Origin of the sequence: Pseudorhodoferax soli (assembly GCF_003337555.1) — a bacterium.
GTDB lineage: Bacteria > Pseudomonadota > Gammaproteobacteria > Burkholderiales > Burkholderiaceae_C > Pseudorhodoferax > Pseudorhodoferax soli.
This window is the reverse complement of record NZ_QPJK01000003.1, coordinates 24,327-47,859: the sequence shown is the minus strand read 5'-3', so window position 1 is coordinate 47,859 and position 23,533 is coordinate 24,327. Positions and strand designations below refer to the sequence as shown.

General features: G+C 67.8%; 20 protein-coding genes and 1 tRNA gene. 13 read left to right on the top strand and 8 right to left on the bottom strand.

Features of this window, described 5'->3' with window-relative positions; genetic code table 11:
* The first annotated feature begins 6 nt into the window (after positions 1 to 6).
* Positions 7 to 807, top strand: coding sequence for a helix-turn-helix transcriptional regulator (locus DES41_RS11895; RefSeq protein WP_245965674.1), 801 nt, complete (start codon positions 7 to 9; stop codon positions 805 to 807).
* Between the two features lie 11 nt (positions 808 to 818).
* On the opposite strand, the gene DES41_RS11890 is transcribed toward DES41_RS11895, so the two are convergent.
* Positions 819 to 2,828 carry a heavy metal translocating P-type ATPase gene (locus DES41_RS11890; RefSeq protein ID WP_245965673.1) on the bottom strand — a complete coding sequence of 670 codons (2,010 nt, stop codon included), beginning with the start codon at positions 2,826 to 2,828 and terminating at the stop codon, positions 819 to 821.
* A gap of 61 nt (positions 2,829 to 2,889) precedes the next feature.
* Between DES41_RS11890 and cadR the strand changes: the two genes are divergently transcribed.
* Both cadR and bktB read left to right on the top strand, forming a co-directional pair.
* Entirely contained in the window at positions 2,890 to 3,330 is a 441-nt protein-coding gene (cadR, locus tag DES41_RS11885) for a Cd(II)/Pb(II)-responsive transcriptional regulator (RefSeq protein WP_114468386.1), read from the top strand.
* Positions 3,331 to 3,420: 90 nt separating this feature from the next.
* Positions 3,421 to 4,605: a beta-ketothiolase BktB gene (gene bktB / locus DES41_RS11880; protein ID WP_114467878.1), complete on the top strand. Its 1,185-nt coding sequence runs from the start codon at positions 3,421 to 3,423 to the stop codon at positions 4,603 to 4,605.
* On the opposite strand, the gene DES41_RS11875 is transcribed toward bktB, so the two are convergent.
* A complete protein-coding gene (locus DES41_RS11875) occupies positions 4,606 to 5,703 on the bottom strand; it encodes a M20/M25/M40 family metallo-hydrolase (RefSeq protein WP_114467877.1) in 1,098 nt (365 codons plus the stop codon).
* A gap of 174 nt (positions 5,704 to 5,877) precedes the next feature.
* On the opposite strand from DES41_RS11875, the gene DES41_RS11870 reads away from it, so the two are divergent.
* Positions 5,878 to 6,783, top strand: coding sequence for a LysR family transcriptional regulator (locus tag DES41_RS11870; protein WP_114467876.1), 906 nt, complete (start codon positions 5,878 to 5,880; stop codon positions 6,781 to 6,783).
* 26 nt (positions 6,784 to 6,809) lie between these two features.
* On the opposite strand, the gene DES41_RS11865 is transcribed toward DES41_RS11870, so the two are convergent.
* On the bottom strand, positions 6,810 to 8,378 hold the full coding sequence (locus tag DES41_RS11865) for an AMP-binding protein (RefSeq protein WP_114468385.1): 1,569 nt from the start codon (positions 8,376 to 8,378) through the stop codon (positions 6,810 to 6,812).
* 109 nt (positions 8,379 to 8,487) lie between these two features.
* Here DES41_RS11865 and DES41_RS11860 point away from each other — a divergent pair, with 109 nt between their 5' ends.
* Positions 8,488 to 9,171 (top strand): AzlC family ABC transporter permease, encoded by a 684-nt coding sequence (locus tag DES41_RS11860; protein ID WP_170168149.1) that lies wholly within the window; start codon positions 8,488 to 8,490, stop codon positions 9,169 to 9,171.
* Positions 9,168 to 9,485 (top strand): AzlD domain-containing protein, encoded by a 318-nt coding sequence (locus DES41_RS11855; RefSeq protein WP_211332959.1) that lies wholly within the window; start codon positions 9,168 to 9,170, stop codon positions 9,483 to 9,485. The genes DES41_RS11860 and DES41_RS11855 overlap by 4 nt, the downstream gene beginning before the upstream one ends.
* A gap of 7 nt (positions 9,486 to 9,492) precedes the next feature.
* Here DES41_RS11855 and DES41_RS11850 read toward each other — a convergent pair whose 3' ends face one another.
* Complete coding sequence (locus tag DES41_RS11850) at positions 9,493 to 12,810, bottom strand: EAL domain-containing protein (protein ID WP_211332958.1); 3,318 nt, start codon at positions 12,808 to 12,810, stop codon at positions 9,493 to 9,495.
* A gap of 266 nt (positions 12,811 to 13,076) precedes the next feature.
* Between DES41_RS11850 and DES41_RS11845 the strand changes: the two genes are divergently transcribed.
* From DES41_RS11845 to tnpC, 6 genes are all read left to right on the top strand, one after another.
* Positions 13,077 to 13,150 (top strand) — tRNA-Gly (locus DES41_RS11845).
* Positions 13,151 to 13,621: 471 nt separating this feature from the next.
* Positions 13,622 to 14,815, top strand: coding sequence for a tyrosine-type recombinase/integrase (locus tag DES41_RS11840; protein WP_114467873.1), 1,194 nt, complete (start codon positions 13,622 to 13,624; stop codon positions 14,813 to 14,815).
* An 18-nt stretch (positions 14,816 to 14,833) separates the two neighbouring features.
* Complete coding sequence (locus DES41_RS11835) at positions 14,834 to 15,379, top strand: site-specific integrase (protein WP_114467872.1); 546 nt, start codon at positions 14,834 to 14,836, stop codon at positions 15,377 to 15,379.
* A gap of 1,721 nt (positions 15,380 to 17,100) precedes the next feature.
* Complete coding sequence (gene tnpA, locus DES41_RS11830; protein WP_170168148.1) at positions 17,101 to 17,463, top strand: IS66-like element accessory protein TnpA; 363 nt, start codon at positions 17,101 to 17,103, stop codon at positions 17,461 to 17,463.
* Positions 17,460 to 17,792, top strand: coding sequence for an IS66 family insertion sequence element accessory protein TnpB (tnpB, locus tag DES41_RS11825; protein WP_211332957.1), 333 nt, complete (start codon positions 17,460 to 17,462; stop codon positions 17,790 to 17,792). The genes tnpA and tnpB overlap by 4 nt, the downstream gene beginning before the upstream one ends.
* A gap of 58 nt (positions 17,793 to 17,850) precedes the next feature.
* Complete coding sequence (gene tnpC / locus DES41_RS11820; protein WP_114467870.1) at positions 17,851 to 19,431, top strand: IS66 family transposase; 1,581 nt, start codon at positions 17,851 to 17,853, stop codon at positions 19,429 to 19,431.
* On the opposite strand, the gene DES41_RS11815 is transcribed toward tnpC, so the two are convergent.
* From DES41_RS11815 to DES41_RS37750, 4 genes are all read right to left on the bottom strand, one after another.
* Positions 19,379 to 20,431: a DMT family transporter gene (locus DES41_RS11815; RefSeq protein WP_114467869.1), complete on the bottom strand. Its 1,053-nt coding sequence runs from the start codon at positions 20,429 to 20,431 to the stop codon at positions 19,379 to 19,381. The genes tnpC and DES41_RS11815 overlap by 53 nt on opposite strands.
* A 3-nt stretch (positions 20,432 to 20,434) precedes the next feature.
* Positions 20,435 to 20,785 (bottom strand): DUF6488 family protein, encoded by a 351-nt coding sequence (locus tag DES41_RS11810; protein WP_056659693.1) that lies wholly within the window; start codon positions 20,783 to 20,785, stop codon positions 20,435 to 20,437.
* A 46-nt stretch (positions 20,786 to 20,831) separates the two neighbouring features.
* Complete coding sequence (locus DES41_RS11805) at positions 20,832 to 21,623, bottom strand: HupE/UreJ family protein (protein ID WP_114467868.1); 792 nt, start codon at positions 21,621 to 21,623, stop codon at positions 20,832 to 20,834.
* A 178-nt stretch (positions 21,624 to 21,801) separates the two neighbouring features.
* Positions 21,802 to 22,164 (bottom strand): hypothetical protein, encoded by a 363-nt coding sequence (locus DES41_RS37750; protein ID WP_147282838.1) that lies wholly within the window; start codon positions 22,162 to 22,164, stop codon positions 21,802 to 21,804.
* 267 nt (positions 22,165 to 22,431) lie between these two features.
* On the opposite strand from DES41_RS37750, the gene DES41_RS11795 reads away from it, so the two are divergent.
* The gene (locus DES41_RS11795; protein WP_114467866.1) at positions 22,432 to 22,686 is read left to right on the top strand and encodes a hypothetical protein; all 255 of its coding nucleotides are present in this window, start codon (positions 22,432 to 22,434) and stop codon (positions 22,684 to 22,686) included.
* Positions 22,687 to 23,533 lie beyond the last annotated feature (847 nt).

The following is a 23,533-nucleotide window of genomic DNA, read 5'->3' as shown; positions in this document are numbered from 1 at the left end:
TCGAGCATGCGCAAATGGACCCCTGCCGGCTGGCGGCCGGGCACACCCCCTGCCGGTGTGGCCGCGGCCGTGGGCGCCATGGTCGAGCACCTGGGGGAGGACGCATTCGGCGCGCAGCTGCTGCAGCAGCTCCACCCCACCCTGCCGGCCGCCTCCTGGTCGGTCTACCGGGTCGGTCCGGGCTGTGCACCCCAGCTCTACCTGTCGGCCAGCCTGGGCATTCCCGACACCACACGCGCCTGCTGGAACGCCTACCTCTCGGGGCCCGTGCGCGAAGACCGCAGCCTGGGCTTCGATGGCGCGCCGGCGCAGCGCACCCAGCTGTGCCACATCACGTCGCGCGAGGTGGCGGACGAGCACCGCGCCCGGGTCTACGAGGCGCATGGCATGGCCGAGCGCGTGTCCATCGTGCAGCACGCCGAGGACGCTGCCCTGTTCGCCGTCAACTTCTACCGCCACGCGCACCAGCGCCCGCTCAGCGACGCGCAGATCGGCGATTTCGAGCAGTTGGCGCCCGCGCTGCTGGCCCTGGCGCGCAAGCAGGTGGCGCTGCGCGGCCCGGTGGCGGAACCGCACGTGCCCGAAGCCCTGCGCCAGCGCCTGCAGCAGCTCAACGCAGAGCTGACGGCGCGCGAGCTCGATGTGTGCACGCGGTTGCTGCGCGGCATGACGCAGGACGGCATCGCGGCCGACCTGGCGCTGTCGCTGCCGACGGTGAAGACCTACCGCAACCGCGCGTTCGGGCGGCTGGGCATCCATTTCCGCAACGAGCTGTTCGCGCTGGTGCTGCAGCGCGAGACGGCCTGAGTCTCAGGGCCTCAGCCCGCGCGGGCGCGCAGCAGGCGCAGCCCGTTGGCCACCACCAGCAGCGTGGCACCCATGTCGGCGAACACGGCCATCCACATCGTCGCCGTGCCCAGCAGCGCCAGCACCATGAACACCGACTTGATGCCCAGCGCCAGCACGATGTTCTGCCACAGCACCCCATGCGTGCGGCGCGACAGGCGGATGGTTTCGGGAATGCGGCGCAGGTCGTCGTTCATGATGACCACGTCGGCGGCTTCCATGGCCACATCGGTGCCCGCACCGCCCATGGCGAAGCCGATGTCGGCGCGCGCCAGGGCCGGTGCGTCGTTGATGCCGTCGCCCGTCATGGCGGTGGCGCCATGGCGCTGCTGCAAGGCCTCGATGGCGGCCAGCTTGTCCTCGGGCAGCAGGTTGCCCTGCACCTCCGTGATGCCGGCCTCGCGCGCCACGGTCTGCGCGGTGGCCAGGTTGTCGCCAGTCAGCATGACGGGCACCACGCCCAGGCGCTTGAATTCGGCCACGGCCTCGCGCGAGCTGTCCTTGATGGTGTCGGCCACGGCGAACAGCGCCAGAACGCCGCCGGCATCGGCCAGCAGCGTGAGCGTGCGGCCCTGCTCTTCGTGCGTGCGCAACAGGGCTTCCAGGGCGGTGCTGCACTGGCCGCGTTCCTCGATGAGCCGGTGGTTGCCCAGCACGAGTTCGCGACCGTCGACGCGCCCCTGCAAGCCGCGGCCGGGCAAGGCGCGGAAGTCGTCGACAGGCTGATGCGCAGCGGCCAGGCCCTGCACGATGGCGCGCGAGACCGGGTGGTCCGAGCGCGCCGCGAGTGCGGCGGCCAGGCCGGCCGATGCATCGCCGCCCGCGCCCAGCGCCTCCCAGTGCACCAGCTGCGGCTTGCCTGCCGTGATGGTGCCGGTCTTGTCCAGCGCGATGGCCTTGAGACGGCGCGCGTTCTCCAGGTGGCTGCCGCCCTTGACCAGGATGCCGCGCCGCGCGGCCGCGGCCAGCGCGCTGACCACGGTGACGGGCGTGGCGATCACGAGCGCGCAGGGACAGGCCACGACCAGCAGCACCAGCGCCTTGTAGACGGCATCGAGCCAGGCCATGCCGAACAGCAGCGGCCCGCCCAGCGCGACCGCCAGCGCCAGCACGAACACGGCGGGCGTGTAGATGGCGGCGAAGCGGTCGACGAAGCGTTGCGTGGGCGCACGCGTGGCCTGGGCCTGCTCGACCGCGTGGATGATGCGGGCCAGCGTGGTGTTGCCGGCCGCAGCCGTCACGCGGAACTGCAGCGCGCCCTCGGCATTGACGGTGCCGGCGAACACGGTATCGCCCGGGCCCTTGTCGACCGGCAGGCTCTCGCCCGTCACAGGGGCTTGGTCGATGCTGCTGCGGCCCTCTGTCACGACGCCATCCAGCGGCACGCGCTCGCCCGGGCGGATGCGCACGACAGCGTCCAGCGGCACCTCGGCCGCGGGCTGGGCGCGCCAGCTGCCGTCGCTCTGCAGCACCTCGGCCTGCTCGGGCGCGAGCGCCAGCAGGCCGGCGATGGCGTTGCGCGCACGGTCGGCCGCGCGGCCTTCGATGAGTTCGGCGATCGCGTAGAGCGCCATGACCATGGCGGCCTCGGGCCACTGGCCGATGAGGAAGGCGCCGGTGACGGCCACGCTCATGAGCGCGTTGATGTTGAGCCGCCCGCGGCGCAGCGCGGCGAAGCCCTGGGTGTAGGTCTCCACGCCCGACAGGCCGATGGCCACGGCGGCCACGGCCAGGCCCAGGCCCTTGGACCAGGGCGCGTCGCCGGCCAGGAAATGCAGCAGCTCGGCCGCGATGGCCAGCGCCAGCGCCGCGGCCAGCCGGCCCACGCCCGGGCCTGCACCATGGTCGTGGTCGTGCAGATGGCCGCCCTCGCCATCGTCGTGTCCGTGGTCGTGGTCGTGGTCGTGGTCGTGGCCCCCGTGGCCATGGCCAGCCGGGGCGGGATGCGCGCGCGGTGCGGGCTCGGAACAGCAATGCTTCATGCGGTGTCTTTCGTCGGTTGCAGGCATTGGAAACCCTGAAGCCGCTGTAGAGTCAAGCGCCATGAAGATCGGACAACTCGCCACTGCCACCGGCACACCGGTGGAAACCATCCGTTACTACGAACGCGCCGGCCTGCTGCCGGCCGCGCCGCGCACCGAAGGCAACTACCGCGACTACGCCGACAGCCACGTGCAGCGCCTGTCGTTCATCCGGCATTGCCGCGCGCTCGACATGGCGCTGGACGAGATCCGCACGCTGCTGCAGTTCCAGGATGCGCCGGGCGGCGACTGCGGCGGCGTCAACGCGCTGCTGGACGCCCACATCGGCCACGTGGCGCAGCGCATCCGCGAGCTGCGCGCGCTCGAGCGGCAGCTCAAGACGCTGCGCGGCCAGTGCCAGCAGGCCCATCCGACCGAGGACTGCGGCATCCTGAAGACGCTGGCCGAGGAGCCGGTGCCGCGCATGCAGTCGCGCACGCGGCACATCCATGGCGTGCACTGAATTGTTACTTTGGCAGCTTGGTGACACCTGGCCCGCGGGCCCCGTGGGAAGATCGCCGGCCAATTTTTTCTTCCCAGCAGGAGCAACAACATGGGTCGTGAAGTCGTCGTCGTCAGCGGTGTGCGCACCGCCATCGGTACTTTCGGGGGCAGCCTGAAGGATGTGCCGCCCACGCAGCTGGGTGCGCTGGTCGTGCGGGAGTCGCTGGCACGCGCCAAGGTCGAGGGCAAGGACGTGGGCCATGTGGTGTTCGGCCACGTCGTCAACACCGAGCCGCGCGACATGTACCTCTCGCGCGTGGCCGCGCTCGAAGGCGGCTGCAGCGAGGACACGCCGGCCTTCAACGTGAACCGCCTGTGCGGCTCGGGCCTGCAGGCCATCGTGTCGGCCGCGCAGTCCATCCTGCTGGGCGACACGGACATCGCCATCGGTGCCGGCGCCGAGAGCATGAGCCGCGCACCCTACGCTTCGCTCAACGCCCGCTGGGGCGCACGGATGGGCGACACCAAGCTGGTGGACATGATGGTCGGCGCGCTGCACGACCCCTTCCACACCATCCACATGGGCGTGACGGCCGAGAACATCGCCGCCAAGTGGGGCATCACGCGGGCAGACCAGGACGGCCTGGCCGTGGAGAGCCACCGCCGCGCCGCCAAGGCCAGCGCCGCGGGCTACTTCAAGGAGCAGATCGTCCCGGTGGTCTCCAAGGGCCGCAAGGGCGACGTGGTGTTCGACACCGACGAGCATTTCCGCGCCGAAGCCACCATGGAAGACATGGCCAAGCTCAAGCCGGTGTTCGTCAAGGAGAACGGCACGGTGACGGCCGGCAACGCCTCGGGCCTGAACGACGCGGCCGCGGCCGTGGTGCTGATGGAAGCGTCCGTGGCCAAGGCCCGCGGCCTGGCGCCGCTGGCACGCCTGGTGGGCTATGCGCACGCCGGTGTGGACCCCAAGTACATGGGCATCGGCCCGGTGCCGGCCAGCAAGAAGCTGCTGGAAAAGCTCGGCCTGAAGGTATCGGACCTGGACGTGATCGAGGCCAACGAGGCCTTCGCGGCCCAGGCCTGCGCGGTCACGAAAGACCTGGGCCTGGACCCGGCCAAGGTGAACCCGAACGGCTCGGGCATCTCGCTGGGCCACCCGATCGGCGCCACCGGCGCCGTGATCACCGTGAAGGCGCTGCACGAGCTGCAGCGCGTGGGCGGCCGCTACGCGCTGGTCACCATGTGCATCGGCGGCGGCCAGGGCATCGCGGCGGTGTTCGAGCGGATCTGATCAGCCGCCGTGCAGGTAGCACTGGGCCAGCATGGCCCAGTAGGCGGCGCCGACCGGCAGGTTGGATTCGTTGAAGTCCTGCGCCGGGCCATCGCCGTTGCCCAGCATCAGGTAGCTGCCCGGCACCTGCTCCAGCATGAATGCGAAGTCGTCGTGGCCCGCGAACGCATGCGCCTGCGCCTCCACCTGGCCCGGGCCCAGCAGTTCCATGGCCACCTGGCGCGCGAACTCCGTTTCCAGGGGGCTGTTGAACAGCACCGGCACCTGGCGCCGGTAGCCCACCGTGGCCTGCACGCCGTAGCTGAGCGCCTGCAGTTCGATCAGTGCGGTGATGCGGCGCTGCAGGTTGTCGCGCACGTCGGCGGCCAGGGCGCGCACGCCGAGCTGCAGGCTCGCGTGGGGCGGCCCGTTGAGCCGGACAGCCTTGGCCTCGAAGCCGCTGACCTGCACGGCGACCATCTGCTGCACACCGGTGTGGCATGCCGCGATGCTCTGCAGCCCCATGACGATGGCCGCGCCGGCCACCACGGGATCGGTCGCGCCGTCCTGCGCGACGCCGTGCAGCGTGACGGACACTTCGTCGTGCGAGGCCATGGCCGCGCCGTCGCGCAGCAGAAGCCGGCCCTGGGGCTGGCCGGCAACGCTGTGCATCGCGAAGACGGCGTCGCACGGGAACCTGTCGAACAGGCCATCTGCCACCAGGCGGCGCGCGCCACCCTCCTCCAGGTCGGCACATTGGAAAACCAGGTTCAGCGTGCCGCTGAAGTCGCCCTGGCGCGCGAGGTAGTGGGCCGCGGCGAGCAGCATGGCGGTGTGGCCGAACTGGCGCCCGGCCGCTCCTGGCTGCAGAGGCGGCGCCCCCATGTCCGCGCGCAGCCCCAGGCGCTTGCCGCCCTTGCCACGCCGCAGCTGGGCGACGATGCTTTTGCCGCCCATCCCACGGTCTACCTTGTAGCCCCACTGCTCCAGGCGCCCGGCGACGAGGTCGTCGGTGCGCAAATCCACCACGTCGCGTTCGGAGGACAACTGCAATTCGCGCCGCAGTTTCGCGAACATCTGGGCGTGGGCGGTGATGCTGTCGATCAGGGGATGGGGCATGGCTGTCGTTTTCCTTTTTTATTCCGCCGGAATTGGATGCAAGTTTTTCGCCCGAATCCTAATGTACATTTTGTACACATAAATAACGGAATAAAACCATGTTAGGAATCCCCACACCCATTTGTCCAATGCATTGTTTTTTCTTGTCCTAGAAGAAAAACTTCTAGATAGGCCATGAACCTCAAGCAACTCGAACATCTGCTGGCCGTGGCCGATGCACGGTCATTCAGCCGGGCGGCGCTGCGCATGCACATCACGCAGCCGGCGCTGAGCCGCAGCATCCGGCTGCTCGAAGAAACGCTGGGGGCCAGGCTGATCGACCGCATGGGCCGGCGCAACGAACTCACGCCGCTTGGCGAGTCCGTGGCCGCGCGCGCGCGGTTGCTGCTGTTCGGCGCGGAGGAGCTCAGGCGCAGCGTGGACATGGTCAAGAAGGGCCACTCCGGGCCCATCCGTATCGGGCTGGGCTCGGGGCCTGCGGCGGTGCTGATGACGCCGTTCATGGTGCACATGGCCAGGCACCACCCGCAGGTGCATGTGAGCATCACGCGCGGTGCCCTGGACCTGCAGTTGGGCCAGCTGCGCGCGCGCACGGCCGACGCGCTCGTGATCGACAGGCGCGCCGTTCCTCCTGCGGACGACCTGGCGGTCGAGATGGTGGCGGAGCTGCGCGCCGGCTTCATCTGCCGCAGCGGCCATCCGTTGCTGGCCCGGGGCGCGGAGGCCTACACCTTCGACGACCTGCTGCCCTATCCCCTCGCTTCCACCACCTTGACCGATGAGATCGGCAACCTGTTGATGCGACAGTACGGGCCGCGGGCCAATCCGAACACGGCGGTCGGCCTGCGCTGCGAGGAGATGGACAGCCTGATCGCGACAGTGCGACAGACCGATGTGGTCTTCTTCGGCATCGTTGCCGCAGCACGCCAGGGCATCGTCTCGGGCGAACTGGTGGAGCTGCCGGTGCGGCCTCTCTTCGGTGCCAAGGGGATGTTCGCCATGATCACGCTGGTCGGGCGCACGGAGAGCCCCTCGCTGCAGCTGTTCCGCCAGTTCGTGCAGGAGCACATGCACGACTGAGGTGCCAGGCCTGCGCCTCGCGCCACTCAGTTCACGGCGCGTGCGCCAGCCGTCCAGTGCTGCGCACGCAGCGCCTTCTTGTCGATCTTGCCAAGCGCTGTTTGCGGCAGTGCGTCGATGAAGTCGACGCGCTTGGGCGCGGCCACCGCCCCCTTGGCCTCGCGCACGGCCGCCACCAGCGCTTCGGCAGAAGGCTCCATGCCCGGCTTGGCCTGGACGTAGGCCATGACCAGCTCGCCCCATTTCTCGTCGGGAATGCCGATCACCGCCGCCGCCGCCACGCCGGGCTGGGCGCACAGCGCGTCTTCGATCTCCTTGGGATAGACGTTGAAGCCGCCCGAGATGATCACGTCCTTCATGCGGTCGACGATGTAGTACAGCCCATCGGCCCCCTTGTAGGCCACGTCGCCCGTGTGCAGCCAGCCACCGGCCAGCGCCGCGGCGGTCTCGGCCGGGTTGTCCAGGTAGCCCGCCATCACCAGCGGCCCGCGCACGCAGATCTCGCCCCGCGCACCGTCGGGGACGGTCGCGCCCTGCGCGTCGAGCAGCGCCACCTGCATCAGCGGGTACGGCCGGCCCGCAGCCGTGAGCTGGGCGTCCGTGAGCCGCGCATGGTCGTGGCGGTCCAGCAGCAGGATGTCGTTGGGCGACTCGGTCTGGCCATAGCTTTGCACCAGCACCGGGCCGCAGATGTCCAGCGCCTGGCGGATGCGCGCGGGCGTGGCCGGCGCGGCGCTGTAGATCAGCGTGTGGAAGGCGGCCCAGTCCACCTCGCGCACGCGCGGGCTGTCCAGCAGCGCATAGAGCATGGTGGGCACCAGCCAGGAGAGGTTGCAGCGGTACCTGGCGACGGCGTCGACGAAGCCGTCGGGCGCGAAGCCGCGCAGCAGCGTCACGCAACCGCCGCGCACCAGCGTGGGCACCACGAGCGAACCACCGCCATGCGAGATCGGCGCCGGACACAGGTAGCGCACCTCCTGCGGCCAGTCCTTGACGGCGAGGTCGAGCAGTGCGTTGGTGGCCAGCGCACGGTTGCTGAGCATCACGCCCTTCGGCCGGCCCGTGGTGCCGCCGGTGTAGGCCAGGCGCACGATGGTCTCGGCATCGCCGCAGGACACGAGCGGCTGCGGTGCGAGGTCCTGCACCGCCTGCAGCAGGTCGACGAAACCGTCGATGGGGCCCATGGACAGCCAGGTCTGCACCTGGCCGCATTGCGCACGCAGGGCCTGGCCGCGGGCCTGGTGGTGGCTGTCGACGACGACGGTGCGGGCGCCGCTGTGGGCGAGGATGTAGGCATGGTCGGCCTCGCTGCCCAGCGCGTGCAGCGTGACCGAGCGCAGCCCGCGCAGGTAGACGGCCGCGACCACGGCGAAGACTTCCCAGCGGTTCACGGCCAGCTGCGCCACGGTGTCGCCGGCGCGCAGGCCCAGGCGGTCGAAGTGCTGGGCGATGCAGCTGATGGCCTGGCCCAGTGCGGCATAGGACACGCGGGCTTCGTCGTTGGCGAAAGCCGCCCGCTCGGGGTATTTGGCGATGGCAGTGACGATGAGGTCGGCGACGGTGCCGCCGCGCAGGGCCTCGGGTGGTATGTGCATGGTGTCTCCCCTGGAATTCGCGCCGCATTCTGCGTGCGGGGCGCCGCGCGGCGTGTCGCCTGTGCACGCCCTGCTAGATTTGCCGTTCCAGGTATTGGGGGGGGATAGCATGGAGGCAGGCAGGACCACCGCATCCGGTGGTGGGTGGCGCGCGGGTTTCGCAGTGGGCGCGGGTTTCGGCGTGGGCGCGTTCGCGCTGGCCGTGGGCTTCGGCGCCGCCGCCGTGGCCCAGGGCTGGCCGGCCTGGCTGGCCACGTTGATGTCGGCCATCGTGTTTGCCGGCGGTGCGCAGTTCGCGCTGGTCATGGCCTTCGCCGGCGGCGGCGTGTCGGCCGCACTCGGGGCGGCCACGCTGATCAACCTGCGCTTCATTCCGATGGCGCTGACCTCCGAGTTCAAGGGCGGAGCATGGCGCCGTTCGCTGGAAGCGCAGGCGGTCGTCGATGCGTCCTGGGCCGCCGCGCGCCGGCCCGACGGGGGCGTGGACCGCGCCAAGATGCTGGGCGCCACGCTGGTGCAGTGGCCCGCCTGGGTGGCCGGCACCGCCATCGGCGCCTACCTCGCGCCCGAACCCGCGCTGGCGCGTGCGATCGGCCTGGACCTGGTCTTTCCGGGCTTCTTCCTCGTGTTCGTGCTGGACATCGTGCGCAACGAGCCCAGGCGCCGGGGCACCGTGGCGCTGGCGGTGCTCGTCACGGCCGGCATGTGCTGGCTGGTGCCGCCCGGCGTGGCACTGATGTTCGCCAGTACGGCGGCCCTGCCCTTGCTGCTGCGCCGCGGAGCCGGCGCATGAGCAGCACGAACGGCATGCTGTGGACCGTGCTGGCGTTCGCGGCCATCAACTACACGATCAAGGCCATCGGCCCGGTGCTGCTGCACGGGCGCCGCTTCCCGCCGCGCGTGGCGGCCTTCATCGACGCGCTGCCGGCCGCGCTGCTGGCCGGCATGCTGGCCAGCTCTGTCGTGGGGGCTGCCGGCCGCGGACTCGAACCCACGCTGCTGGGCGGACTGGCCGCGGTGGCCGTGGCCTGGTTCCTGCGCGCGGGCCAGTTCGGCAGCGTACTGCTGGGCGTGCTGGTGACGGCGGCGCTGCGCCACACCGGCTGAGCCGCCCTCACCCGCCGAGCCAGCTCTCATCGTCCAACGCATGGACGGGCGAGGCCTCCTCGGCCAGGGACAGGCACTTGCCGCTGCGCAGCAAGGCTTCGAACTCGGCCGCCGGCACCGGTTTGCCGAAGTAGTAGCCCTGGATCTCGTCGCAGCCATGCGCGCGCAGCAGCTGGCAGTGCTCGGCCGTCTCCACGCCCTCGGCGATGACCTTGAACTTGAGGTTGTGCGCAAGGGCGATGACGGCCCGCACGATGGTCTCGTCCTCGCTCTGCGTGAGCATGTTGCGCACGAAGGACTGGTCGATCTTGAGCGTGTCCACCCGGAAATGCTTGAGGTAGCTCAGGCTGGAATAGCCGGTGCCGAAGTCGTCGATCGACAGGCGCACGCCGACCTGCTTGAGCCGCTCGAAGGTGGCGATCATCTTCTCCACGTCCTGGGCGATCAGGCTTTCGGTCAGCTCCAGCTCGAGCAGCCCGGGCGCCAGGCCTGTCTCCTGCAGCATCCCCAGCGTCCAGGCGGCCAGGTCCTGCTGCAGCAGTTGGCGCGCCGAGATGTTGACGGCCACGGTGGTGCGCTGCAGGCCTGCGTCCGCCCAGGCCCTGGCCTGCAGGCAGGCGGTGCGCAGCACCCAGTCGCTGATCGGCACGATGAGGCCGGAGTCTTCCGCCACCGGAATGAACCGGGCCGGCGAAACCGTGCCCAGCAGGGGGTGGTGCCAGCGCAGCAGCGCCTCGCAGCCGACGATGGCACCCGTCGCCAGGCTCACCTTGGGCTGGTAGAGCAGCTGCAGCTGGCCGGCAGCGGCGGCGCCGCGCAGCTGTGTCTCCAGGTCCACGCGCTGGCGCGTCTCCTGGTTCATGGCCTGCGTGAATCCCACATAGGTGCTGCGGCCCAGCACCTTGGCGCGGTACATGGCCTGGTCGGCGTTCTTGATCAGCTGGTCGGCGCTCTCGCCGTCCTGCGGAAACACGCTGAGCCCGATGCTGCCGGACAGATGGACCTCACGCGCCTGCAGGGCCACAGGCTGCTGCAGGCTTGCGAGGATGCGGGCCGCCACCGCGTTCGCCTCGGCGGCGTCCTGCAACCCGGTCAGGAGCAGCAGGAACTGGTCGCCACCATGGCGCGCCACCGTGTCGCCAGCGCCCAGCTGGCGGACCAAGCGCTCGCCGACCAGCTTGAGCACCTCGTCGCCGAAGCGGTGGCCGTAGGCATCGTTGACGATCTTGAAGCGGTCCAGGTCCAGCAGCAGCAGCGCCAGCGGCTGGCCGCTGCGCCGTGCAGTTGCCACGGCCTGCGTGAAGCGCTCATGCAGCAATGTGCGGTTGGGCAGGTCGGTCAGCGCGTCGTGCGTGGCCAGGTGCTGCAGCCGGCGCTCGGCGCGCTTGCGCTCCGAGATGTCTGTGCCCAGGCCGACGAAGCCCTGCCGCCCGCCATGCTCGAAGCGCACGCCCGTGAACAGGCAGGGGATGCGCCGGCCGCTGGCCAGCGCGTAGTCGGCCTCGAACTGCACGCTGCCTGCATCGAACACCTGCGCGAACTGGCCGGCGACGCGCGTGCGTTCGTCCTCGGGAATGAAGACCAGCGGATCGATGCCGGCCAGCTGCCCCGCGGCGGCCCCGGTGATGCGCTCGAAGTTGCGGTTCCAGCGCTGCAGCCGCACCTGCGCGTCGCAGTGGTAGAAGACGCCGGGCAGGCTGTTGAGCACGGCGTCGGCGTAGTCGCGCTCCTCGCGCAGGCGCCGCTCGGCGCTGCGGCGAGCCGACACGTCGTTGACGACGAGCGTGCACGAGCGGTCGGCACCACGGCCCAGCACCACCACGCGCAACTCGGCATCGAAGGCGCCGTGCGGGCCGGCCAGACGGAACATCCCCGCGCCATCGGTGGCGAGGATCGCCTCCCAATCGGCCGGGCCGTCCGCAGCGGCAATGGACTGGGCGACGGGCCGGCCCACGGCCTGCTCGCGGCGCACGCCGAACAGGCGTTCCGCACCGGCATTCCATTCCACGACGGTGTGGCCCGCGTCGAGGTTGAACAGCGCCGTGTCGATCGATTCGAAGATGGCGCCCCTGAGTGCGAGCGAGGCCAGCTGCTGCTCCTTGGCGCGCAGCAGCTCGAGGTTGCTGCTGGCCAGTTGCTCCTCGCGCTGGCGCACCGCCGTGGCCATGCGCTGCAGGGCCTCGCCCAGTCGGCGCGTCTCGCGAAAGCCGCCTGCGGCCGGGGAACTCGCGAAGGCATCCGGTGCATCGGACTGCCCGGCGCGCTCGACCCGGCGCTCCAGCTCCTGCAGCGGCTTGCCGAGGCGCCGCGCCATGCGCCAGGAGATCAGCACCAGGCCGATGACCAATGCCAGGCCCATGCCCACCACGTGGTACAGCTGGCTGCGCAACGGTGCGCCGATCAGGGCCGCCTTGCGCGTGGCCACCACGACCCAATGCACACCACCGTGCAGTTCCACACGGCGCGCGGCCGCCCAATGGTCGCCATCGGGCAGCGCCATGCGGCTGGTGGCCGCCCCACCCTGCACGCCCAGGAGCGGCATCAGCGCATCCGGCACCGCCAGCGGCGCGCCCTGGGTACGCCGGTCGCCGACAAGGCGCGGCGTCTGGCCGAGTTCCACGATCTGCAGCTGCACGCCGTACTCGTCGGCGACGGCGGCCAGGAAGCGGTTCACGGCCGGCAGGTCGAAGTCGACGTCGAGCACGCCGATCCGCTGGCCGCTCTGGTCGCGCAAGACCTTCACGTAGCTGAGGCCCCACAGCGGCGCCTGGTTGTCGGCGTCGCCATGCACGATCCATTGGTAGGCCGGCAGCCAGCGCCCCTGTTCCTCGTCCTCCAGCGCCGCGCGGTAGAACGGCCGTTGGCGCGCGTCGTAGCCGTTCGAAGGCTGCTGGCCGTGCGGCGCGAACGCCCCATCGGCCAGGATGAGGTTGCGCGTCACCTGCTCGCCCGGCGCGGTGCCTGGATGCAGCCAGAGCAGGATGCGGCCATCGGCCGTGCGCTCCAGGTTGCCGTATTGGCCATGCTCCGCCAGCGCGATGCCCAGGTAGCTCAGCTCCGGGCGCTGCTCGAAGGCGGCCAGGGCCCGCTCCAGCGCAGGCTGCAGCGTCTGCGCCGTCACCCCAGGCACCCGGGCCACACGCTCGACCGAGTCGGCGGTCATCTCGGCCGCCTGCACCAGCATGCGCAAGCGCTCGACGGAACGGTCCAGCGTGCGCGCCAGGTCCTGCTCGGCGGCCTCGCGCGTGCTGGATGCCGCCTGCCACGCCATGGCGGCCAATGCAATGGCTCCGACCCCCAGCACCAAGGCGGTGACGTTCTGCACCAGTGCTCTGGAAAATGATCGGATCGGCCGGTTCATTTGCGTAACTTGTGTTGCCAATAATGTACTGCGGCGTGCGGGACGCGGCGGTGACACCGAGGTGGGCAACATGTGGTTCACGGCTTGGTGGGACGACTCAGCGCTCGTACGAACGCCTTTTCGCCTGCAGCCACCGGCCGCACGGGGGGACGTACCGGGCTGCAGCAGCACATGCCGAGGAAGCGCGCTGCCTCGGGACGGCCGCCGGACCACAGTAGAATGCGCGCCGCGCGGGTGTAGTTCAATGGTAGAACGGCAGCTTCCCAAGCTTCATACGAGGGTTCGATTCCCTTCACCCGCTCCAACGCAACGCTCGGCCTGCCGCCGCGCACAAAGGCCCCAAGCGCGAGCTGCGCTGCCGAAAGTCGTTACCTCGCTGTAACGGACTCCTGGGCCGACTCGAGCATTCCTTGGTTTGACTGCCATGGCGCGTCGCTCGGCCGAAGTTGCCCACCATCGTGGTGATGGCACGCGCCGCCCGGGCGCTCATCGTCAAGCGGCCAATAGTGAGCCAAGGGCAATGGGGCCCGATGCCCGCCAGCGCGTGTGACGAGAAGCGGTGCTGACGGGGGAGCACCAAAGAAAAACGGGCCCGAAGGCCCGTCTTGTTTTGTCTGGCGGAAACGGAGTCCGCCCCGATGGTGATTCACGTCGTCCCAGAAAGGCGCGTTCATGGCGGTATTCAGAGGGAAGACCGCTTTGCGGCTGTCTCACGCCGTCGCGCATAATCGCCACCAATCTCATCGCCTTTGATGGGTTGAAAGGTGGGTAGAAAATGGTCCGCCGAGCAACTGAACTGGGCGCGCTGGCCGTGGGACGCCTGAAAGATCCAGGCATGCACGCGGTGGGGGGCGTCTCCGGCTTGTATCTGCAGATCGCACCTGGCGGCACTAAGTCGTGGATCTTGCGGGCCACCATCGGCAGCAAGCGCCGCGAGATGGGGCTGGGAGCTTTCCCCGAGGTGCCCCTGGCCATAGCGCGTGACAAGGCGCGCGCAGCGCGAGCGAAGGTCGAACTGGGAGTTGATCCCATTCTGGCGCGCCAACGGGCGGCCAGCGCCCTGCGAGCCGAACAAGCCAAAGCCCTCACCTTCGCCGATGCCGCTAGGCAGTTCGTCACGGACAAGGGCGACCAATGGCGCAACGCCAAGCACCGCGCGCAGTGGACGGCGACGCTGGAAACCTACGCCGGCCCGACCATAGGGAAGGTACTGGTGTCCGACGTGAGCCAAGCGCACGTCCTCTCGATCCTGCGGCCGATCTGGACCACCAAGACCGAGACCGCCACTCGGGTACGCGGCCGCATTGAGCAGGTGCTGGACTGGGCCCGCGTCCGCGGCTACCGGGAGGGCGAGAACCCAGCCCGCTGGCGTGGCCATCTGGACAAGCTCCTGCCAGCGCCCACGAAGCTTGCCAAGGTCAGCCACCACCCTGCACTGCCCGTCGATGCTATGCCCGGCTTCATGAGCAACCTGCGCAAGCGTGGCGGCGTGGCCGCCCGAGCGCTGGAGTTCCTGGTGCTGACCGCCAGCCGATCGGGCGAGATCCGGGGCGCGCGGTGGTCCGAGTTCGACATTCCGGGCAAGACCTGGACCGTGCCGAAAGAGCGCATGAAAGCAGGCGTTGAGCACCGTGTCCCGCTGTCACCCCAAGCGCTCCAGTTGCTGGACAGCGTCCCCCGTGTCGACGGCAATGACCTCGTGTTCCCAGCCCCCCGCGGCGGCGTGCTGTCGGACATGTCGCTGACTGCTGTTACACGCCGCATGGAAGTCGAGGCCGTGCCGCATGGCATGCGCTCGAGCTTCCGCGACTGGGCGGCCGAGCGCACCAGCTACCCGCGCGAAGTCTGCGAAATGGCGCTGGCGCATGCCATTGAAAACAAGGTTGAGGCTGCCTATAGGCGTGGCGACCTATTCAACAAGCGGGCCGAGATGATGGCCGCATGGGCAGGTTTTTTAAGGGGGAAGTGACGCAAGCCGACAGAGAGGATGACGACGTTGATCAAAGGTGGATGGCTCGTGTTTCTGTCGGACTTCTCACTGGCTCACATCAAGAAGCTCCACGAGATCACCGGCTCCGGTGGATGGTGCTTTCCCGCGACTTCGGGAAAGGCACCGCTGGACGCGAAAGCAATGGCAAAGCAACTCGGTGACTGGCAGACCCAGTTCAAGGAACGCAGGGATCTGAGAGCGCGATGCAATGTCAACTCGCTTGTCCTTGCCCAAGGCCGAAACGGCGCTTGGACGCCGTACGACATCACGCGGACCGGCGCGGCCATGATGCAGGAATTTGGCATCACGCCAGACGTGATCGACCGGTGCCAGAACCATATGTTGCCGGGCAGCAAAGTTCGTCGCCACTACCTCCTCTACGACTTTGCGAAGGAAAAGCTCGATGCCTTGCAACTGCTCGGAAGACGGCCGCAGGAGATCTCGGAAACCTCGATGACTGACCACGCCAACATGGTGCCGGTGTCCCAGGTGCAGAACGAATGGGCGCTTCAACGCAGGCGCATGTCGTGCGCCGCATGCTGAATCTAGACGCCACTGTAGGCGCCTGACGCCTGAGGCCGTTTGCTGCATATTTCGGCCCAACGTGGACACGGCCTCCGGATGATCGTGAACTGCGAGTTCGGTAGAACGTGAACAGGAGTTTCGACACCGTGGTCAGCGGCTGGATTGCGCCCGTTGCTGTCATCCGCCTCATCGACCTGAACGTCAGCAGTGCAGCGTTTGCTGTCGGTGGCCGCTGGCGAGCGTACTCACCCCACATGGCTCCAAGGAGTCCTCGGCCTGACGACAGCGCTGGTCGCGACGACGGGTTTACGGGGCCCAAGCGAAATGGGCCGACATGTGCCCATTCCTTGAGCACCGCAGCGCAGCCCGCGCCTGGCAACACTCACGGATTCTGCATGGGGCTAGGCACAGGGTTGTCCACGGGGCGCAGGCACAACCTGGCGGGGTCTGCGTCCCTCAATGCGCCGGCGGATCGGCGCAGCCGTTAGCGACGGGGTAGGACCGCTCCACCGCCTCGTGGTCTGCCCGGAAGACCAAGCGCCCACGGTCCCCTTGGTTCCGCACAGTGAATCTGGTCAATCGGAACTGCTCGCCGTTGAACTCGGCATCGAGTGGTCCCAGCATCATCCGTTGGGCGACGGTACGCAAAGCTTCAGGAGTACCCAGAATCAGCACGTCCAAGCACTCGGCTTTCGAGCGTTGGGCAGTACATGAGGTCACGCCCGACACAGCGAAAATGCGAAGCGCATGGAACGCCATTGCCTGCTCCCGGTTGGGCGTCGCGTTGTTCTAGACGGGCGCCTTCTTAGGTTCCATTCTTGACATGACGGGTTTGCACGGTGTCACGCTGTCGCGTTGCTCCGGTGACATAACATCAGTGTATGTCTATGCGGCCTATGCAATTCTTGAAATCCATCGCGAATGCTGCATTTCCGCTGCACGTCGATGATCAAGACGCAGTGCGCGATATTCAAGCGCTTCGCGCGGCGGGCTTTATTGAAGCCTCAGTGTCCGCGCCGAGCGCCGAGGACGGTGATCGTTCATCGGTCGTTCACAGAATTGCGCCAGAGGGCCGCGCGGCATTGGCGCGAGAGCGCATGAGGCCGCCACGGTTTCCGCTCTAAGTACGTCCGTGCGCTAAGTGTTTGGCCGCTTGCGCTGCATCAATCTGCACGCCCTCACGGCTCTTGTCAGCACCCGGGCTTCCCGCACTGCGATCGCCCCTTGCTCTTGGTGCCAGCCCATAGACCAAGCGACTTGCAAGAGGCCCGGAGATTCAGGGTAGGGATTTGCGCGGGATGGCAACCCGGCGTGAAACGCGGTCCGGCCCTCATTCACAGCCCCGTCCACGCAGGTTGCCATGCGAAGGCCTGGCAAGCAGCGCTCCCACTGGCTCGGTCCGTCTTGGGAAGCAAGAACGTCCCGTTAAGCGGAGCAGGCAGACAGCATTGCGCGTAGTTTTTGCCGGGCGTCGGTTCGCAATGATGTGGCGTTTTCCTGTTCAGCGGGCGTAGCGGGGATGCCGGTCAGACTACCGCGAAACACCCGCCGTTCCGCGCGCTCAGCGACAAGATGGGCAGCCTTCCAGGCCAAGCTAGCTTGACAACAGGTCATCCGGATCACCTCAATGATGTGCCTCCTACATCTTGGCAGGCGCGTAAGCGTCCGGCAAACCCATCTTGAGATTGTCGGGCCGGCCGCCGAGGATGGTGTCCACCAACGGGATTGAAGTGGACACCATGGAAGCCAGCCAACCGGCAAAGCGCCGCCGTCATGATGCGAGCCTGAAGCAGGCAGTTCTCGAGCAGTGCGCCGCGCCTGGTGCGTCGGTGGCCAGCATCGCGCTGGCGCATGGCCTGAACGCCAACCTCGTGCACAAGTGGCGGCGCGAAGCGCGTCCTGCACCGGCCGGTCTGGGCTCAACCCATGATGTCGGTCCTGAGCCCAGGTTCATCGCGGTCACCTTGCCGCCAGCTGTGCAGCGCACCGCCGCTGAGGTGGTCCAACTGGAACTGCGCCGAGGCACGCTGACCGTCAACTGCACTTGGCCGGTGTCGTCGATGTCGCAGTGCGCGGCCTGGCTGCGCGAGATTCTGCGTTGATTCGGGTCGACGCCGTGTGGCTGGCGGTCGAGCCATTGGACATGCGCTCGGGCACGGAGTCCGCGCTGGCTCGCGTTGTGCGCGTGTTCGGCGGCGCCCATCCGCACACCGCCTACCTCTTCGCGAATCGCAGGGCCAACCGTATGAAGGTGCTCGTCCACGACGGTGTGGGCGTGTGGCTCGCAGCCAGGCGGCTCAACAAGGGCCGGTTCGCCTGGCCATGTGACGTCACCAGCACGCTGCAGCTGACGAGCCAGCAGCTCGACGCGCTGGTGCTGGGCCTGCCCTGGCAGCGCATGGGCGAGGCTGGGGTCATCCGCCTGCTCTGACGCAATTGCCGGATGTGCCGATGCGCCTTCGCGAAGGAGGCGGCAAGCTACCGGGGTGATGAACGCCGCCGAGCTGCACCACCTGGACACGCACCAGTTGCGCGAGATGGTGCAGTCGCTACAGGCCAAGGTACAGGCCACCGAGAGCGCGCTCACGTTCAAGCAGGCCGTCATCGACAAGATTACGCACGAGATGGCCGTGCTCAAGCGCATGAAGTTCGGCGCCAAGGCTGAGCGCTACAGCCCCGAACAGATTAGCCTCCTCGAAGAAGCCGTCGAAGCCGACCTGGAGGCACTGGCCAGCGAGATGGACCGCCTCGCACCGGGCAAGCAAGCCATGCCCGACCGCCAGACCGCGCGACGCATGCCACTGCCGACGCACCTGCCGCGACGCGACGTGCACTACGAGCCGCACAGCACCACTTGCCACTGCGGCTGCGCGCTCAAGCGCATTGGCGAGGACATCGCCGAGAAGCTGGACTACCAACCCGGTTCCTGCACGGTCGAGCGTCACGTGCGCGGCAAGTGGGTGTGCGCGCGCTGCGAGACCCTGGTGCAGGCACCGGTGCCACCGCACGTCATCGACAAGGGCATTCCGACCGCCGGTCTGCTGGCCCAGGTCCTGGTGGCCAAGTATGCCGACCACCTGCCGCTGTACCGCCAGGAGAGCATCTTTGCGCGGGCTGGCATGGCGCTGTCGCGCTCCACCCTGGCACAGTGGGTCGGCGCCTGCGGCGTGCAGCTGCAGCCGCTCGTGGACGCGCTCAAGCAGGAGCTGTTGCTGCACCCTGTGCTGCATGCGGACGAAACGCCCGTGGCCATGCTCAAGCCAGGCAACGGCAAGACACACCGCGCCTACCTGTGGAGCTATTGCAGCACGCGCTTCTCGGGCATGCACGCCGTGGTCTTCGACTTCGCCGAGAGCCGCGCAGGCCAGCACGCGCGTGAGTTCCTTGGCGTGACGCCAACGGGCGGATGGCGCGGCACGCTGGTTTGCGACCAGTTCTCTGGGTACAAGGCGCTCTTCGAGATGGGCGTCGTTGAAGCGGGTTGCCTGGCCCATGCGAGGCGCAAGTTCTACGACCTGTGGGTCAGCCACCAGAGCACGGTTGCCGAACAGGCGCTGCGGTTCTTCACGCGCCTGTACGACGTCGAACGGCAGCTGCAGGAGTTGAGCGCTGAGGAGCGACTCCAACGGCGCAGGAGTGAAGCCAAACCGGTGGCCGACCTGCTGCATGCGTGGTTGCTGCAGCAGCGCGCGCTGGTGCCCAGCGGCTCCGCCACGGCCCGAGCCATCCAGTACAGCCTCGGCTGCTGGAACGCGCTGACGCGCTACCTGGAGGACGGTCGGCTGCCGCCAGACAACAACCGCGTCGAAAACCAAATCAGACCAGTGGCCCTTGGACGAGCCAACTGGTTGTTCGCCGGCAGCTTGCGTGCTGGTCGACGCGCCGCGGCCGTGATGAGCTTGGTGCACTCGGCGCGGCTCAACGGGCACGACCCTTATGCCTATCTACGCGACGTGCTGGAGCGCCTGCCCACTCAGCCGGCAAGCCGTATCGGAGAACTCTTGCCGCATCGCTGGGTCAATGCGGATGCTGGTGATGTGCGTCGGGCACGTGTGGATGAGCATGTTTGACTGACGTATGGCGATGCCGGTGGCTGTGTGGGCCAGCAGGCATCACGTCATGGCCGTGCAGGTGATGGTCGTCGTCATGGGTGTGCGCGTGCTCGTGCTCGAGGGTCTCGTGCGTATGGGAGTGCTCGTGCCTCTCGGCCAGGTGCAGCACCACGCCGCAAATCATGAACACCCCACCCAGGCCCATCAACCAGGACCCCGACCGGTCGCCCAATGCAAAAGCGCCCAGGGCGCCGATGAAGGGCGCGAAGGCGAACACCGAACCCGTGCGTGCGGCGCCGAACTCGCGCTGCGCAAGTAGGTAAAAGCGCAGGCTCAGGCCGTAGCCGGTCGCACCCACGGCCAACAATGCCAGCATGGTTGCCAGGCCTGGGACCGGCTCGCCCCACAGCCAGGCCATCAGAACGGTTGCCACGGTGCCCAGCGTGGCCTTGACCACGACGACCTGGCCCGGGTCACGGTCGGCCACACCGCGCGACAGCGTGTTGTCCACGCCCCAGGCGATGGTGGCCACCGTCACGGCCAGCAGTCCGAGCAACTGAACCTGGCCGGCCAGGCCTTGCTCCAGCACCAACACCACGCCGCCCAGCAGCAACAGTGCGACGGCCGCGATGACGCGCCGGTCCAGCGTCTCGCCGTACCAGCGCCAGGCCAGGATGGCCGTGAACACGGCCTCCAGCGTCAGCATCAGCGAGGCGCTGGAACCGCTGGTGCGCTGCAGACCCCAAGCCAGCGCGACCGGCCCCACGACCGCCCCCATGCCGGCCATCGCCAGCAGGCGCGGCAGGTCGCCACGGCGCAGCTGCGCCTCGCGCGTGGCGGGCCGGCGCAGCAAGGCCGCCACCGCAGCGGCGCCGCCATACAGCAGCGCAGCCGTGGTGAACGGCCCGATGCCGGCCCCGAAGCCCTGCACCAGCGGCGTGCTCAGGCCGAACAGGGCGGCAGCGAGCAGCGCGAGCAGTCCGCCGCGCAGCGCGGGTGAGGCCAGTTCGCGCTGCATGGCTTACTGCCCGGTGAAGTTGGCGGCAATGAAGTTGCCCGGCAGGCTGTAGAACATGTACAGCGTCTGCTTGCTGGCATCGGCCACTGCCGGGTTCTTGAAGGTCAACTTCCACTCCTTGCCCTTCTTGCCGTCGATGGTCTCGACCTTCTCGGGTTTGATGGCAGTCCACGATGCATCGAGCTTGCCACCTTTGACCAGCGTCTGCTTGCGCTGTTCGGCGCAGCCGGTCACGACCGACTCGGCGGCGGGCTTGGACCCATGGAAGTGGCACGCGCCGCCCTCGTTGGCGTAGGCGGCAGGCACGCAGGCAGCGGCAGACAGGACGATGGTGGCGACGAGAGACTTGTTCATGGTGCGGTCCTTGAAGGAAGAGATAGGAGAGGAGAAGGAAACGGGTTCAGTTGAGCGTGTTGCGGCTGTCATCCTGGGTGTTCTCGATGTTCATGTCGTCGTGCACGTGGCGGTGCTCTTCGACCGGGAAACGGAAGCTGTCCGGAGCCGTGTCGTGCTGGTAGCCATGCAGCTGCGTGAACAGCAGGTAGACGCCGGCATAGACCAGCGCCAGGTTGGACGCGTAACTGAAGCGCTTGAACGAGGGCCGGTGCCGCCAGGCAGCCAGCAGCGCCACCATGGCGGCAAGCGCTGCTATCTGGCCCAGCTCCACGCCCACGTTGAAGCTCAGGATGCGTCCGAGCATCGCCGCGGGGTCGTCGCCCAGCGGCAACTGCTGAAGCCGGGTGGACAGGCCAAACCCATGCAACAACCCGAAGATGAACACGGCGCCCAGCAGGTTCGGCGACTTCATGTCGAACACTCGTTGGAAGCCGCCGTTGTTGTCGAAGCCCTTGTAGATGACGCTCGCGGCGATGATGGCGTCGACCAGGTAGTAGTTCCAGGTGATTTTGAAGTAGGTCGCGAACACCAGCGTGATGCAGTGGCCGACGGTGAAGACGGTCACGAACTTGGCCACGTCCTTGAACGTGGTCAGGAAGAACACCACGCCGAACAGGAACAGCAGATGGTCGTAGCCCGTGAGCATGTGGCTTGCGCCCAGGCCGACGTACTGCAGGTATCCGCCATCGAGCATGCGCTGTCGGTCCTCCTCGGAGATGCCGTGGGCGAGGCCCACGAGCGGGATGAAGCCAAGCAGCAGCAATGCCACCAGGCGGTTGGAAATGGTTCGGGTCATGGAGCAAGAGCCCTCTGTGTGTTGCAACAGCCCAACCCGCGCGGTGCGACGGCAGGGTTGGTCGCGGAACGATGTTCCGAGCGCGGCGCGCCTTCAGGGGCATGCCGAGCGGACAGATAGGGGGCGCTGGTGGACCACCAGCACGGCCACGGCCTAGCGCGGCCGTGGCAAAGGCCTGTCAGGCCTGTTGTGCGCTGCGCTGCGGAGGCCGCAGGGGGCCTTCGAGATAGACAGGCGCATGCCCGACGCCTGCGCTTGGCACCAGGACCGATGGGACGGGGTCGCTTGCCGCAAGGCTCATCGCCGGGGCCAACCCAGGCAGCTGCGCCGCCTGGTTGGCATGCTGGTGAGGTGGTTCGCCGCTGTCGTCCTCGACATGCAGTGTTTGGTCGGCGTGGTGGTGGTGGTCCACTTCCTGCGCGTGCACGACCATGTGCGCGATGACCTCGGCTTGGTGGTCAAGATGGGCCGGGGTGACCCACGCCAGTGCCTGCCAGACCATGGCAATCAGCAGGATGAGGGCTCGGCGTTTGGCAGTCACAGAAGAATTGTAGAGGTGGCACGAATCGCTGCGGACCCGTGACCACACGACCGCATGCCTTGCGGTTCCAAGTCAAGGCGAGTTCGCCGGACGGCTACGCAGGCGCGGCACGAGGGGTCTGCCCAAGACGCCAAGCTTGAGGCTGGTGACATGCGCAGAAGGTAGGCCGACACCGCGACCGCCGTGAACTTAGGTGCTCGACCTGCCAAGGGACAACCCCTGCGACGATTCAGCGCCAGTCGTTACGCCGTCGCCTACATTGGCTACATGCACCACTATCCGTCCGCGCTGATCCAGCTGGAGGCCATCAGGAAGGCCGCAGGACTTGCCGAGGACACGGAGGTCCGTGCGACCGCCTTGGAACTGGTCGCGCGGCTTGAGATGGATTACCACCTGCAGCGGCTGAGCAGGCCAGCAATGCTGCTGGCCCTAGACGCATTCCGGCGGCTTCCTGGGACGGACGACAGCATCAATGCGCTAGAAGCTATGGCGGCCCGGGATGCCTCAGGCAACGCGCCTTAGGTCTCAGTGTCGGCCAGGCCGGAGGCCGGCCTGTGCGTCGCAGTGAACACCAGGCGGCCTCGGTCCCCTTGGTTGAACACGGTGAAGTGCGTTAGCGCCAAGCGGACCCCCCGGAACTGAACAGTCAGGCCCCCCTGAGCCATTCTGAGAGCTATCAGGTGGATTGCAGGCGGAGCGCCAAGGACCTCGACGGAAAGGTGCTGCGAATCAATAACGGTTGCGGTGGATGTGGTGAGTAGATCGGGGCCTTGAAGACCCTCTATGGTCATCGGGTGGCTGGACGGCACAGAAGTTCCACATCACATTACGTCATGCGCGATTACAACATGTAACGATCTGTGTGTGTTGACTCTTCCGCACCGTCCGCCTGGCGCCGCAGAGGCGCTGCCGTTTTGGGGCGGACGGCCCAAGCAAGGATGACGAGAACAGTCGCAAAGCTTTCGCTGTCATGCACGCAAGACAAGAAGACTCGGCTTTGTCCGTACTCCCAATGCCGTTCATCGGCCCGGAACCGACCTTGGAGAGTGACTTCTACAGGCCGGTCAGCAACCGCCCGGCCGCCCGAGTCGAATGCCCGCTACGAGCCTGGAGCTGTCCTTCGTGGCGCCGCAGCGGGCGACTGCTCCTGAGCATCTGCGGTCGTTCAGCCAGTCACTGCCCGCGTCAGGTCGGAACTGGCTGCTCCTTGAGATCAATAGCTGAATGACCGCCGCGCGCGATACCCGCCTTCACGTTCGACGTGCGCGTCGGTCCGCTGTACTACCAACACCGGTCAGTTAGAGCTGACCATCCACCAACCCCTACGAGCGACTGCTCGTAGCAGCTATGAATTGGCGCTCTGCGCCCA

What these genes read in the sequence shown, in the direction of transcription:
- DES41_RS11865 (WP_114468385.1), bottom strand. Translation starts at nt 8,378, where the DNA reads ATGCACATACCACCCGAGGCCCTGCGCGGCGGCACCGTCGCCGACCTC.
- DES41_RS11840 (WP_114467873.1), top strand. Translation starts at nt 13,622, where the DNA reads ATGGTCCGCCGAGCAACTGAACTGGGCGCGCTGGCCGTGGGACGCCTG.
- DES41_RS11870 (WP_114467876.1), top strand. Translation starts at nt 5,878, where the DNA reads ATGAACCTCAAGCAACTCGAACATCTGCTGGCCGTGGCCGATGCACGG.
- DES41_RS11890 (WP_245965673.1), bottom strand. Translation starts at nt 2,828, where the DNA reads ATGAAGCATTGCTGTTCCGAGCCCGCACCGCGCGCGCATCCCGCCCCG.
- DES41_RS11855 (WP_211332959.1), top strand. Translation starts at nt 9,168, where the DNA reads ATGAGCAGCACGAACGGCATGCTGTGGACCGTGCTGGCGTTCGCGGCC.
- DES41_RS11795 (WP_114467866.1), top strand. Translation starts at nt 22,432, where the DNA reads ATGCACCACTATCCGTCCGCGCTGATCCAGCTGGAGGCCATCAGGAAG.
- DES41_RS11835 (WP_114467872.1), top strand. Translation starts at nt 14,834, where the DNA reads ATGACGACGTTGATCAAAGGTGGATGGCTCGTGTTTCTGTCGGACTTC.
- tnpC (WP_114467870.1), top strand. Translation starts at nt 17,851, where the DNA reads ATGAACGCCGCCGAGCTGCACCACCTGGACACGCACCAGTTGCGCGAG.
- DES41_RS11805 (WP_114467868.1), bottom strand. Translation starts at nt 21,623, where the DNA reads ATGACCCGAACCATTTCCAACCGCCTGGTGGCATTGCTGCTGCTTGGC.
- DES41_RS11815 (WP_114467869.1), bottom strand. Translation starts at nt 20,431, where the DNA reads ATGCAGCGCGAACTGGCCTCACCCGCGCTGCGCGGCGGACTGCTCGCG.
- DES41_RS11810 (WP_056659693.1), bottom strand. Translation starts at nt 20,785, where the DNA reads ATGAACAAGTCTCTCGTCGCCACCATCGTCCTGTCTGCCGCTGCCTGC.
- DES41_RS11860 (WP_170168149.1), top strand. Translation starts at nt 8,488, where the DNA reads ATGGAGGCAGGCAGGACCACCGCATCCGGTGGTGGGTGGCGCGCGGGT.
- bktB (WP_114467878.1), top strand. Translation starts at nt 3,421, where the DNA reads ATGGGTCGTGAAGTCGTCGTCGTCAGCGGTGTGCGCACCGCCATCGGT.
- DES41_RS11895 (WP_245965674.1), top strand. Translation starts at nt 7, where the DNA reads ATGCGCAAATGGACCCCTGCCGGCTGGCGGCCGGGCACACCCCCTGCC.
- DES41_RS11875 (WP_114467877.1), bottom strand. Translation starts at nt 5,703, where the DNA reads ATGCCCCATCCCCTGATCGACAGCATCACCGCCCACGCCCAGATGTTC.
- cadR (WP_114468386.1), top strand. Translation starts at nt 2,890, where the DNA reads ATGAAGATCGGACAACTCGCCACTGCCACCGGCACACCGGTGGAAACC.
- tnpA (WP_170168148.1), top strand. Translation starts at nt 17,101, where the DNA reads ATGGAAGCCAGCCAACCGGCAAAGCGCCGCCGTCATGATGCGAGCCTG.